This is a genomic window from Paenibacillus sp. Dod16, assembly GCF_049893405.1.
Taxonomy (GTDB): Bacteria; Bacillota; Bacilli; order Paenibacillales; family Paenibacillaceae; genus Paenibacillus_AQ.
This window is the reverse complement of record NZ_JBNDYG010000049.1, coordinates 1-14776: the sequence shown is the minus strand read 5'-3', so window position 1 is coordinate 14776 and position 14776 is coordinate 1. Positions and strand designations below refer to the sequence as shown.

The following is a 14776-nucleotide window of genomic DNA, read 5'->3' as shown; positions in this document are numbered from 1 at the left end:
ACTACCACATCTAGAGGAATCCCCCCCCTTACACAACTTTACCTGGGGGAGTTGTTTAGACGAAACACAAACTCAAGTCATAGATGGGATGGTGTATAATTGTTGAAAGCTATTTTGAAGATCAAACAAATGTTGGCTGTTCTATTATGTACGGCTATGCTTGCGGCGTCCTCTCTCACTGCGCCTGCAAATGTCAGCTATGCGGACTCGGAGAGCAACGAGCTCCCTGAAAACATCAGAATCGACAAGGCTGATTTCGATACAATTCCCGACATTGCAGATTATTACAAACAGATCTACAGCGATAATGCGGTATCCTATTTCAACAGCATTAACGGCGAAAGCCGGATTCAGCGTATTAATTTTATTCAATACCCTACTGGCGAATATTTGAAAGTTAACGGAGAAGTAACGATCGATATCCCTGCAAGGGATGCAAGAGCGTGGCGTCTATTCAGCGATGTGCGATTTGAAGGATCCGTTGCGCAGACAATGGAGCTCTATGTTATTGACCCGAAGGGCGTTGAGACGCATTGGACGATGTTCAAGAACGGTGGGTGGAATGACCGTATTACCGGGTTATATACCAATTATACTAAAATGGATTTTCAGGAATCGAATCCAGCAGAAGGTATTACACATCCTTGGCTGATTAAGGAAACTAATGGAAATATTATCTACGAGGGTTATAAAATGAGAATTGTTGGAAACGGAGACCTCCGCAGTGTATATCACTGGGAAGAGGAAGGAGTACCGTTGAACTTCGACACATCGGCATGGACAGTTCTCGGGGGAGACAAGGATATTATGAATGTCTCCGTCAACGTGGATGCGCTTACGAATTTAAGTTTGGACGGCGTAAACAAGCTGCCCGAGGAAATATTCAAGCGATACCATGTGAACAGCGGTCCGGTCGGTTTAGAGCAAGCTGGAGGTGAAATCACTTTGCTGGACGAAGCGTACCATAAAACGACAAATGATTATGGGTTTATTCCCGGTCGTGGTGCGTTTCACTATCCTCTATTGACAAATTGGGCCGGTCTCAAGGAAGATACGCAGCATCCCGGATATGCAGACTTTACAACAACTAAAGAGGTTTACACGAAGAGTCTGCCTGCTATTGAGAAATTTAAAAGCTTGTATCCATCTATCGGCAAAGATTATATGCTGACACTAGATGGTTGGCCGAAGTGGATGTGGGAGAACCCGTTTTCCGGTCAATCGGAGAATTTCGGTACACCGTCATACGCCAACTTCAATGCTGCGGCGGACGCATCGGCCAAGTTGATCAAGAGCATAGATACCCGATTTGACGGACTGGGTCCCAAGTACGTGGAAGTGAAAAACGAATCGACCATTCCTCAGGAGTGGTGGTTCTTTCAGTCAGAGCCGCAGCAAGCTTGGAGCTATCTGTCTGAGTTCCATAACAAGGTAGCTGAGGCGGTGAAGTTGGAAAATCCGGATGTATTAGTCGGAGGACCTTCAAGCGCATTCATGTATTTGGAGAATAATGATTTTGAGGAAGCGCGTGCGCAGTTGAAGTTTATGGATGAAACCAAGGATTCTATGGATTTCTATTCTCACCACTTCTATGAAAACTCGAATCTGTTCATCCATGACAGGGAGAACAATCCGGATGGTTTCCTGAGCGGACGAATGGAAGCTGTTCTTGACTTGATTAATGCTCACATGGTGAATACGGATAATGTAAAGCCGATCTACATTACGGAAGAAGGCACCTACAATACAGCCGGAAGCGAAGCGGACTACTTTCAAAAGTTGGTTGCCTTCAATGGTTATATGTTGCGATTCATGAATTATTCCGATACGATCGGCATGCTTGTTCCGTACCTGTACCCTATTATCAACTGGCGTCCTAATTCCAATGATACATTCTATAAATATAACGAAGCACAGAACGGATTATTGGAAGAAATGACACCAATGGAAGCTTATCTGGATATGTGGAAAGATTACCGCGGTGCGTTCCTGCCTTCCCATGCCGATCATGAGCGTGTGTACACGAATGCGGTTCGTTACAATGAAAAAATATATGTCGCTGTGCACAATCTCAACTCGCAGCGCGTCAACCTTGATCTTAACGTATTGATGGGCGATGCCAACATTGCAGACGTGAAACGCAAACACTTCTTCTTGGAGAAGGGTAACTTGACGTATGAAGAAGAGAATGTAACTGATTTGAACAATGTGTATATGAGAGTGCAGGAGATGAGCGTCTTCGAGATCACGCTTGATTCCAATCCGGCGTTCACAAAAACGTGGGAGAGAGAGTTTGCGTACGCTCCTGAGGAGTTGGTTGCTACAAGCATAAATGCGCCTGCCGTATTTACAATTGACAGCCCAGCGTTGTCTCTCGCTAAAGCAACTCTCCGTATTGGTTTCGGCAAGATGGACAGCGGATTCGCAGCCGATATGGATGTTGTCGTTAATCCTGGTGACCCGACGAAATTACAAATTTTCAGCAAGGATCTGAATTACACGAATAAGCCAGGCAATTTGCTGACCTTTGCCGAATTTGAACTGGATGCCAGCAAGTTACTAACTAAGAACACGATTGAAATTTCGATTCCTGAGATTGGCGGCTACGTAACAAGCGTACAAATTATTCAGTATGATGAGCAGGCGGCTCCTACAGGCGTATCCACCAGTGCGCTTACTGTTCCTATTGAGGATGCCAAGTCGAAACTTGCGTCAACCGTAATATCTTCTACGGGGAATGAGGTCGAGCCAGGCAAAAAGTGGGTGAAAAAATATATCCGCGATACACTTAACATTGAAGTGACGAAAGCGGAAGTCGTTGCACGGGATACATTGGCGACAGATGCCGAGATGGATAAAGCAGTACAACAGCTGAGCAAGGCGATGGGTATTTTTGATCAATATACAAAAATAAAATCGTCTCCTACTGGCAAACGGGGGGCCAAATTCTCCTTCGAAGACGAAGAATCGGCTGCTTATATACACAATGTAGATACTGTGACCACGACGACTGGATCGCAAGGCACAACCGACGGTAGCAAGGCGCTCCAAGTCGAGTTTACATCCTTCACCTCCTACGCTTGGGATACAACAGGCACTTACTCTGGTAACCTGGATTTTGCGGCGCCGGAGGATGGCTGGAGTCTCAACGGTGTACCATTTACGTTCGACGTCACGAATCTGAAAAACTACGCAACACAGCTACGCGTAGAAATCACGGACACATCGGGTGTGAAAGGTACTTATTATTATACGTTGGAAGCTAACGCATCGCGGAGAATCAGTATTGCCGATTTCGGCGTTGCGGGAGGAACTTGGCTCGCGGACGGCAGTTTCCCGAGAAACGCGGTAATCGATACCGATAATGTGAAGTCCATACGATTCTTTGTGTTTTCTCCAACGGCCACTCCTGTTGAGAACGCGGCGCTTGCCTTGGACAATGTAGTAATCGGCAGTGTAACGGATCCAGGTACAGAACTAGGAAATCCGAACGGCGTGTACCTATCCTTCGAGGATCAAGAAGAGGTAGTCTATGCACATAATGAACAAGGAATTACCGCATCGAGGAAAGAGCAGGGCGCGACAGATGGCAGAAAGGCGCTTAATGCAGAGTTTACATCCTTCACCTCATACAGTGGGGATACGAGCGGCACTTATTCGAGCAGCATTGATTTCACAGCACCGGAGGAAGGCTGGAACCTAGGCAATAAGCCCCTTCAAATGGATGTTACCAATCTCTTGAACACAGGAACACAGCTTCGGGTGGAGGTTACAGATGCTGACAATCACAGTGGCATCTATTATTTTGCGGTTGGACCGGAACAATTGAGGACCCTTACCATATCGGAGTTCGACATCTCTGAGGCGAGCTGGCTGACGGATGGCTATTTAGCAAGGGCAACTGCAATTGATACAAACAGACTGAAGACCATACGGTTGTATATTTATGAACCGAAGGATGCCAGTACGGGTTACGCAGCTATGGCTTTTGACAGAATGATCATAGGCAAGATACCTCCGATCGAACCTTCAGAAAATCAGTTGGTAGCCGATGCGGTGAATGCATTGTCAGCAGCCTCCTTGACCTTTGTAGAGGGGGACACGGCGCAAGCTGTAACAAATCACATTTCATTGCCATCAGTTGGGTTGCATGGAGCCAGCATTACTTGGGCAACCAGCCATCCGGCGACGGTGACGAATGACGGAAAGGTTTCGAGACCTCAGCATGGAACCGGGAATCAGGTTGTAACTCTGACAGCTACAGTCACGTTAGGAGCGGCAAAGGCAACCAAGGATATAGCCGTAACAGTGATTCAGCAAGCTGCAACGATCCCTGCTGAACCTGAAGGGAATAGTAATCTGATAATTCCAGCGCCAAGCACTCCGCCATCAGTTAACATAGATATTCTGGTGGATGGTAAGAAGCAGAACAAGATTGCTAGGTCTATTACAACAACTGAGGGAGGTCTTATGATTACGACGATCACTATCGACCGGGAAATAATGGATAATATTTCTGATAATTCCATTATTACGATTCCTGTTGCTAGCAACTCTGATGTTGTGCACGGCAAGTTTAATGGTCAGATGGTGAAGGATCTGGAGCAGAAGAATGCGGCTATTGAGCTAAGAACCTCTACCTTCTCTTATAAGCTTCCTGTTCAGCAAATCAATATCAACGAATTAGTAAAACCACTTGGGTCGGATGTTAAGCTTGCTGAAATATCGATCGATATAAGAATTAGTCCAGCGGATGCCGATTCTAAAAAGGCGCTAGAAAGCACGGCACAGAAGAGTGGATTTACGGTTGTCGCCGCTCCAATGGACTTCCATATCACCTACACTTACAAGGATAAAACACTGGAAGTTAATTCATTCAACATGTTTGTTGAAAGATCAATCGTTATTCCGGAAGGAGTAGACCTGACTCAAATCACTACAGGTGTAGTGGTAGGAAGTGATGGGTCGGTGAGACAGATTCCGACTAGATTCGTCAGACAAGATGGCGGCTATTATGCTGTAATGAACAGTCTGACCAATAGTACCTATGCAGTCATTTGGAATCCTGTTGCCTTTCAGGATGTCTCTGGTCACTGGGCAGAGAGTGCTGTGAATGACTTGGGTTCCAGGTTAATAATTTATGGATTTGAAGGGAATCTATTCAATCCAGATCGTTACATTACCCGTGCCGAGTTTACTGCTATCATGGTAAGAGCTTTGGGCCTTAGGACTGAGACTGGCCACTCGGCCTACAGAGACGTTGCTCATGGCAGTTGGTATGAAGCATATCTGAACACAGCAACAACGTATGGCTTGATTAACGGTTATGCCAATGGTCAAATCGAACCAAATGAATTCATCACACGTGAACAGGTCTTCCACATGCTGGAACGCGCCATGAAAATCACCGGTCTTGAGGTTGCGGTAAACATGAACGAAGTGGAGGAACTTTTGACAAGATTCAATGATGCCTCCGAGGCGGCAACATACGCGAAGAACGGTATTGTAGCCACCATTAAGGCAGGACTAGTGAAAGGCAGAAACGGGGACTTGCTTGCGCCGAAGGCGGCAATCACTAGAGCGGAAGTAGCAGAGGTAGTACGGAGACTACTTGAGAGATCTAATTTGATCTAAGGTGTTCGGAATAAACGTGAGGGGCTTCTATTTGAGGCCTCTTACGTATTATCCAGTTTCGGGCAGAATGAATACTAGAAGTGAGGAGATGAAGAATGAAGCCACATGAGTTGTAAGAACATCACAAGAAAGTTATTTGTTTGTTGAGCTTAGGGATTTGTAGTGAGATGAGTATACTTTGCTTGTACCGAAATTAGATGGGAACTTGATCCGATTCCATTCGTCCGGGTTAGAGGTATTATCAGCTTCAGACTATACTCACGAATTATGATCAGGTAAAAAGGTGCACGCACTCCGATTCTAATCCAGTTGAATCGCTTGTAATACGGAAGCTTTACGTACAATTCATCCTTATCTTTTACAGATTAATAAAAAGCCGCATCTCTGTCTGCGTGGGGAACTGACGGACAGGAGAATGGAACTCGTGAAGTGGTCAAGCACGGAAGTACAAGGCACTTATGTTATCCTCAACGTAGTTATGCGGATATGCTGGCATACTTCTCACCACCGTTTATATTCAACCTGACGATATCAATGCTTGTTGGACGGTAACTATTGTCAATATAGAGGAGGATGAATAGTAGGAATATCCTTTGTTTTTTTGACTTCATACACTAGCTATAGCTAGATAGCGGACTTTTCTTGCTGCACGCTACGGCATTCAGGGAATGGCCGATATCCAGTTGTTCCTTTATAACTAAAACGAGGTAATTATTAAGCTCATTACATTTTTTTCATGTAAACGAGTCTTTCACTGAATAACGCATCGTTTATGCGTACTATCAGAAACGTCTCCTGCCATCTTCATATCAAATAAAGAAGTAACTTTGTCTACTAAATTTCAGTGAAAATGGACTACTCGATGCATTGGGTAATACGAATGAATGACTTCCTCACGTTTATTATTGAAGTTGAAGCATTGCTCCTGTCTGAATATATGCTCTAAGGCATTTGTGTCGACTGGGGGACTGCAGATCAGTAGGATGGAATACATCAGATTTGATTAATTCAAAATGCGCTCATAAATAATACTATTTTGTTTGACAAAAATCCTATAGAAGTATACAATTACTTTAATAAAATAATTATTAATGTATACATAAATAGCAAGGGGGTACAATTATATGAAAATGAGTAGCGCAACTAAAAGAGCCCTAGAAAGAAACTATTATCAAAGTTGTGACTGGTTTTGTGATTTTAAAGAAATTGATGTTGAAGGAATTGGATTAGAAGAAAATGTTCATAGAAGAGATCCTAGCAGCGTTATAAAAGTTAATGATTTATATTATGTGTGGTATACAAAATCTGAAGGTGAGTCCGTAGGATTTAATACTGGCGATGACAATGCAAAGGTTTTTCCATGGGATCAATGTGATATATGGTATGCAACATCAAAAGATGGATACAAATGGGTAGAAAAAGGACCTGCTGTAAAAAGAGGTGGGAAAGGTGAATACGATGATAGAAGTGTTTTCACACCAGAAATATTAGAATATAACGGAATGTACTATTTAGTATATCAAACAGTTCAAGCTCCATATAAAGTGAGAAGTTTTGAAAATATTGCAATAGCAAAAGCTTATAGCCCAGATGGACCTTTTGAAAAATCTAAAACTCCAATTTTAGAGCCCACAAAAGATGGTGAATGGAAAGATGATAAGGATAATAGATTTGAAGTAACTAAAAAAGGTGGTTTTGACAGCCACAAAGTACATGATCCTGTATTATTTGATTACAATGAAAAATTCTATTTATATTATAAAGGCGAAGCTATGGGCGAACAACTTTATATGGGTGGTCGTGAAACAAAATGGGGTGTTGCCATTGCTGATAATATAGAAGGTCCTTATGTAAGAAGTGAATATAATCCTGTAACTAAAAAAACACTTTACAATTTGCTGAAGATGGAATTAATTTTGAAATTATGTCAGTAATAAAAGAGGGCCCTGAAGCATGTGGTCCATTTAGAAGTGAAAAAAATGATATCTATCAATTAGAAGGAATGAGATGGGGTTTATGTCATGATGTAGATGGAAAATGGGGCTTCATTAAGAGATTTGACTTAGATGAATGGCAAAAAAACGTATATGTTAACAAAAAAATGTATGAATAACAAGAAAGGATATAAACAATGCGAGGAATAGATTTTAATAGGGATTGGAAGTTTACATTAGATGAAACTGTTGCTCCTCATATGAATCATATTGATGATTCTACATGGAAAGATGTTGTTTTACCCCATGACTGGAGTGTAGATTTTCCTTTTAATAAAGAAGAAGGTGATGGCTGCACAGGCTTTTTATTAGGCGGAATGGGCTGGTATAGAAAACATTTTATAACAACTGAAGAAATGATAGATAAAGAAGTTTGGATTGTATTTGATGGCATTTATAACCGCTCAGATATATATTGTAATGGTCATTTTATAGATTTTTTTCCATACGGATATGTACCTATAAAGATTAATTTATCTTCATACTTAAATCCAATTGGGCAGGATAATTTAATATCAGTAAAAGTTGATCACACAAGATATGCAGATAGCAGATGGTATACAGGTTCTGGAATATATAGAAAAGTATCCTTGTATATACTCCCTAAGGTGAACATTCCTGTATGGGGAACCTATATCAATACACCTAGAGTATCAAAAGATGTAGCTGTTATAAATGCAGAAACTACAATATGTAATAATTTTTTAGAAGCAAAAGAAATTAAATTAGTTTCTAATTTATATGATCCGGAAGGAAAAAAAATAGATACTCAAGAAACTAAAATATCAATTGATGCAGGTAAAGAGCTTAAAGTAGAACAAACCTTTGTTGTATCAAACCCTAAATTATGGGATATACACAAATCATCACAATATATAATTCAAGAAGAACTTATTGTTGACAATGTTATTGTTCAAACATATGAAACTAAGATCGGTCTTAGGTCGTTTGAATTTGATGTTGATAAAGGATTTATATTTAATGGTGAAAAAACATTAATTAAAGGAGTATGCTTACACCATGATGCAGGTTTAGTTGGAACTGCCGTGCCATTAGATGTGTGGCGTAGAAGATTAGAAAAACTAAAAGAATGTGGCTGTAACGCAATTCGTACTGCACATAATCCAACATCAGAAGATTTCTTGGATTTATGTGATGAAATGGGATTCTTAGTTCAAGAAGAGTTTTATGATGAATGGGATAACCCAAAAGATAAAAGATACAACGGAAATGAAATAAAAGTTGATTACATTACAAGAGGACATGCAGAATTCTTTAAACAATACGCTAAACAAGACTTACAAACTGTAATGTATAGAGATAGAAATCACCCTTGTATAATCCAATGGAGTATTGGAAATGAAATAGAGTGGACATATCCTAAATATAATATCGCTACTGGATACTTTGGAGCTGAAACAAACGGAAATTACTTCTGGACATTACCTCCTTATAGCATTGATAAAATTCGTGAAAATGTAAAATTATTACCTGTTGATAAATATGAAATAGGGGACACTGCTAAAAAATTAGCTAAATGGACTAAGGAAATTGACAGTACAAGACCTGTTATAGCTAACTGCATATTACCATGTGCAAGCTATGAATCTGGATACACAGATGCTTTAGATATGGTTGGATATAGTTATAGACAAGTAGAATATGAATATAATCATATTCATTATCCTGATAAGCCTATTATGGGAACTGAAAACTTAGCACAATGGCATGAATGGAAGCAAATTTTAGAAAAAGAATATATCCCAGGAATATTCTTATGGACAGGAACTGACTATTTAGGTGAAGCTGGGCATGCAACTGTTTGGCCAAGAAAAGCTACAAGATCTGGATTGCTTGATTTAGCAGGCTTTGAAAAACCTTCATATTATATGATGAAAAGTTTATGGTCAAATGAACCATCTATTTATATGACAACACAAACAGTTGATAAGTCATTATATGATTTAGATAAAAAAGGTAATTTGTTTGAAGAAGAAAAGGATGCATGGAAACAAAGATTATGGGAATGGCAGGATGTAAATTGCCATTGGAATTATACTGAAAACCAAATGATCGTTGTTGAAGTATACTCAAATTGTGAAATTGCCACTTTATATCTAAACGACAATATGATAGAAAAAAAATATTTAAAAGATTTTGAAGATCATATATACAAGTGGGTAGTGCCTTTTAAACCGGGTTGTTTAAAAGTAATAGGTGAAAAATCAGGAGAAATTACTGAATATTCGATTACTACTTCATCTAAAATTAGCGGAATTAAATTAATAACGGATAAGACATATCTAAGCAATAATTTGGATGAAGTTGCTCATATAATTGCACAGCTCATAGATGAAAACGGAAATAATGTTATTCACCAAGAAAAAAAAATAGACTTTATTGTAGATGGTGACTGTTCAATTCTTGGAGTAGATAATGGAGATGCTGATAGTGTTCAAGACTATCATTCAAACAGCTGCATAACTAAACATGGCAAGTGCATGTTGATATTGCAAGGAGTAGGGGAGACAAATATAACCATTGAGGCTAAATCAGATAATATTGATAGTATTAATACTATTTCGATAAAAACAACCTCGTGCAATTAATAGGCAAAATAACATTGATATTTATTTGTTTTAAGTATACAATAATATTAACGATACAGATTTTTATGTTGACGAAATTATTAAATTTCTCAAGAAAGGTTTAAATTTGAAAGGAAAATATCTGTATACTGAGAACACTGTTGTAACATATCAAAGACCAAACAAGATGTAACAAACCCAAATTACTAGAGATTTATTTAGAGAATACTGAGTTCTCATAAACCCTCTGAAAAATTTAAAAGCTCTTGGAATCGCTTTCAGTTTTGCTTCGACCCTGTAATAGGCGAAATATCTTAAGAGGTCGAAAGAAGGAATGTTAGAACAATGAATCTCGTGCATGGGATAATCCGCTGTCAGGAGACAGGTGTGGATATTCAAGAGTAACCCAAAACATACCGTTAGGTTAAGAAAAACTATCCCCCTGTCGTTTTCTTTCTTGCCAACGGTCTCATCGGAAACGGTGTCATTCTTGCATGGCTTCTTCATCTCTCATTCTGTCAAATAAGAGGAAATCTTAGATCGAGCGAGCAAACGAAAGCAGTAATTATTTTTATAGTGGGAGATGAATATAACAATATGTCTAAAACACAACTGTAAGTGCTTTTGGATCTACAGTAAATAGTCATGAAATTGAGAGGAGTGGAATGTAGTAATATGATAATGAGAATTGGAGAGAATTTCAATCTAATAAATAAATCATTTAGAAGAAATTATACATTATATTTATTTTTGTTGGTGCCTGTTCTTTACTTTATAATATTCAAGTATATTCCTATGGCGGGAAACATTCTTGCTTTTAGAAAGTATGTGCCTGGACAATCTTATTTTGGAGTGAAGTGGGAAGGCTTTAAATATTTCGAAATGTTTTTACAAGATCCGCAATTTTGGAGTGCGTTTAAAAATACCCTAGTACTTAGTTTTGTGACTTTACTAATTACATTTCCGTTACCTATAATTTTTTCTTTAATGCTTAATGAAATTAATGGGAAGTATTTCAAGAAAGTAGCTCAATCAGTAACTATTATTCCTAAGTTCTTATCTGCAGTTGTAGTAATAATGATATTAAATACAATATTATCACCATCTAACGGGATTGTAAATTTGTTACTAGAGAAAATAGGTATTGGATCTATTTATTTTTTAAATGAAGCATCGTGGTTTAGGCCAGTATATATTGTTTCAGAAATATGGCAGTTTCTAGGATGGAATTCAATAATTTATATGGCAGTTTTAGCTTCAGCTGATCAACAACAATATGAAGCTGCTATGGTTGATGGTGCTAGTAGACTTCAACAAACTTTTCATATTACTATGCCATTGCTTTTGCCAACAATAGCAATAAATCTTATTATAGCCGTTGGTAATATACTCAATCTAGGCTTTGAAAAAATACTTTTAATGTATACTCCTTCAACATATGGTACATCAGATATTATCCAAACTTTTGTATATAGAATAGGTCTTATTGGAAATAACTTTAGTTATGGTACCGCAGTTGGCTTGTTCCAAAGTGTAATTAGCTTGGTATTGTTATGGATGACTAATAAAATCACCAAGAAATATTGGGGAAGTGGATTATGGTAAGGATGGTGGGGTTTAAATGAAAAAAAGTAGAAGTAGAAAAGTATTTGACATCACGAATTTGACTCTAATGGCATGCTTGACCTTAATGACAATATATCCAATTTTCAACCAATTAGCTTTATCTCTAAGTAGTACTGATGCGATTTTAAATGGTAAAGTAACATTATTTCCAATAGATTTCACTTTAACTACCTATAGAGATATTGCAAAAGAATCATTGTTCTGGGGGAATTATATAAATACTATTTGGTATACGATTGCTGGTACAGTTATTAGCCTAATGTTAACAACTACGTGTGCGTATGCTTTATCTAAAAAGATTTTGCTAGGAAGAAAGGTAATATTAAGCCTTATAATATTTACTATGTTTTTTGGAGGTGGATTAATTCCGACCTTCATGCTTGTGAAAGATTTACATTTAACTGATAGCATTTGGGCGATTATTATACCATGGGTAATAGTCCCCTATCATATACTGCTTATGAAAACTTATTTTGAAGGATTACCAGGAGACTTAGAGGAAGCTGCATATGTAGACGGTTTAGGACAATTTAGTTTCTTTATTAAGATAGTACTTCCATTATCTAAACCTATATTGGCTACAATGACTTTATTTTCAGCAGTTTTATATTGGAATGATTGGTTCACTGCTCTAATTTATATTAATGATAGTGCTAAATATCCAGTAACTTTATACCTTAGAAATGTAATGATGGGAGCAACTATGGCATCTCAAACCGGCCAAACTATAGATGCTTCAGTTAAATCAATCCCGCAAGGCATACAAGCCGCTTCAATGATGCTTGTAATAACTCCTATATTATGCATTTATCCATTTGTTCAAAAGCACTTTGTTAAAGGAGTTATGATAGGAGCTATTAAAGGATAAAGACAAAGCTTATAGAACTTGGAACTGCTAGCAAGATATACCTTTCTATATTAAATTCTAGATGAAAGATTCTTGAACATTGTTACAAAATAATATATATATAATTTTGTAAACGTTTAACAAAATATTTTTCAATGGAGGGTAAAAAATGAAAAAAATTATTTCAACAGTATTAATGACAGCTCTAGCAATCTCTATGATTGCAGGATGTTCAGAGTCAAACTCTTCATCAAATTCAGGCCCAGCTAAGGATGGTTCAGATGATTCATTTGAAATATCAATGCTTTATTCAGATAACGCGAGTTATCCATATAAAGCTGACTGGAAAGTATGGGATATTATAAAAGAACATACTGGTGCAGAAATTAGTGTACAGGCAGTACCAGAGTCAGATTTCGAAGCGAAAAAACAAATCGTTTTTAACTCTGGGGACATTCCAGATATAATCACTAAAACATTTGCTTCTGAAGAAGATGGATTATCTGGATTACTTCTTCCTATTAGCCAATATGAAGATGAAATGCCTAACTATAAGAAGTTTTTAGAAGAGAGCGGTATGAAAGAAGAAATTGAAAGAACTAGATTGTCAGATGGAAATTACTATACATTACCAGTAAACGCTCACGAAACAAGGCTTCAAGATCAACAATGGTTAATAAGAAAAGATGTCTTTGAAAAAAATAACATTCCAATTCCTACAACCTTAGAAGAAATGTATGAAGCTGGATTTAAACTTAAGCAAATTTATCCTAATTCCACACCTCTTATAAATCGTTTTGGTTCCGGTAACATTATGGCAGCTATTGCTGCTGGATTTGGAACAGCAGCTGGTTGGTCATTAGAAAATGGAGAATACTATGATGCTAAAACTGATTCATGGACATTTGGACCAAGCACAGATAATTGGAAGAATATGTTGCAATTTACTAACAAGTTATTTCAAGATGGTGTTCTAGATCAAGAATTTGCAACTTTAGATAGTACTGTTTATGAACAAAAAATTGTAAAAGGTAATGCTTTTATATTATATGATTGGACAGGAAATATAAAGAGATATAATCTTCAAGGCAAACAAAATGATGCTGATTTTAACATGACTCCTATTTACCCATTGAAAGGTATAGATGGCAATTATGCAATCTCTTGGAAGAGTCAAGCTGCGCAAGGTTGGGTTTTCCCTGCAACATTGAAAGATGATAAGGACTTTAAAGATATATTAAAATTTATTGACTGGTGTTACACTGATGAAGCTGAAGTTTTATTAACGTTTGGTGTTAAAGATGAAACTTATAAAGAAGAAAATGGAGTATTAAAATATGTTGATGATAACGTTGATTATAATGCTGTATATGGTTTGAATAATAATAGTCTAGCAGTAAGACAACACTCAGATTTTTTATTTAGTTCTTTATCAAAAGAGCAAATAGACTTATTTGACAAAATAGCTAAAGATAATATTGTACCAATGCCTAATCCTAAATCACCGTTGACAGTAGAAAATATTGATAAAAGTAAAATGTATTCTTCAACACTTACAGATTTTGCTAATACTACAATGGAAAAATATATTTTCGGGAAAAGTTCAATTGATGATTGGGATAAAACTGTAAAAGAATTTGAAGCTAAAGGTAGTGAAAAACTTACTGAGATGTATAATGATGCCTGGAAGAACAGAATAAAACAATAATTTTAATTTACTCAACTTTCGAAGCTCAAATCTCCAAAGAAATTCTTAATAGCAAACCAATGAAAAATATGGCATTCCTAGACATCTAAAAAGTGAACATCTGAAAAGACGGCATTCATTCTAAGTTTTCTAGAATGAAATGTCGTCTTTTTGCTGTTTCAATCTTTTTGGTGTTATGCTATACGTCTTGTGGATAATTTCATCCAACGGACTTACTTTAGTGTTACTGTGGGTCTGTCAATAATTTTGTGTAAACTCTTTTAAGCACAGATTCCCCCGAGGGGGAAGTCGCGAATCTAACGCAAGTGTTGACCGACCCGGTCTGGGAAAAATACCGAAAGCTGGAGCAGCATTTGGCCCCAGTTTTGGACACGTCCAG

Annotated in this window: 7 protein-coding genes; all 7 read left to right on the top strand. The window is 37.8% G+C overall.

Annotation, left to right across the window (positions count from 1 at the left end; translation table 11 throughout):
- Positions 1-99 precede the first annotated feature (99 nt).
- On the top strand, positions 100-5634 hold the full coding sequence (locus ACPV3A_RS29990; RefSeq protein ID WP_426203309.1) for an S-layer homology domain-containing protein: 5535 nt from the start codon (positions 100-102) through the stop codon (positions 5632-5634).
- Positions 5635-6758: 1124 nt separating this feature from the next.
- On the top strand, positions 6759-7568 hold the full coding sequence (locus ACPV3A_RS29985) for a glycoside hydrolase family 117 protein (RefSeq protein ID WP_426203307.1): 810 nt from the start codon (positions 6759-6761) through the stop codon (positions 7566-7568).
- On the top strand, positions 7559-7747 hold the full coding sequence (locus ACPV3A_RS29980; RefSeq protein WP_426203305.1) for a hypothetical protein: 189 nt from the start codon (positions 7559-7561) through the stop codon (positions 7745-7747). The genes ACPV3A_RS29985 and ACPV3A_RS29980 overlap by 10 nt, the downstream gene beginning before the upstream one ends.
- A gap of 18 nt (positions 7748-7765) precedes the next feature.
- Positions 7766-10237 carry a glycoside hydrolase family 2 TIM barrel-domain containing protein gene (locus ACPV3A_RS29975; protein WP_375103648.1) on the top strand — a complete coding sequence of 824 codons (2472 nt, stop codon included), beginning with the start codon at positions 7766-7768 and terminating at the stop codon, positions 10235-10237.
- 654 nt (positions 10238-10891) lie between these two features.
- Positions 10892-11821, top strand: a complete 930-nt coding sequence (locus tag ACPV3A_RS29970) for an ABC transporter permease (RefSeq protein ID WP_426203304.1) — start codon at positions 10892-10894, stop codon at positions 11819-11821.
- Between the two features lie 16 nt (positions 11822-11837).
- Positions 11838-12710 (top strand): carbohydrate ABC transporter permease, encoded by an 873-nt coding sequence (locus ACPV3A_RS29965; protein ID WP_426203303.1) that lies wholly within the window; start codon positions 11838-11840, stop codon positions 12708-12710.
- 148 nt (positions 12711-12858) lie between these two features.
- Complete coding sequence (locus ACPV3A_RS29960) at positions 12859-14397, top strand: hypothetical protein (protein ID WP_375103645.1); 1539 nt, start codon at positions 12859-12861, stop codon at positions 14395-14397.
- Positions 14398-14776: the final 379 nt, after the last annotated feature.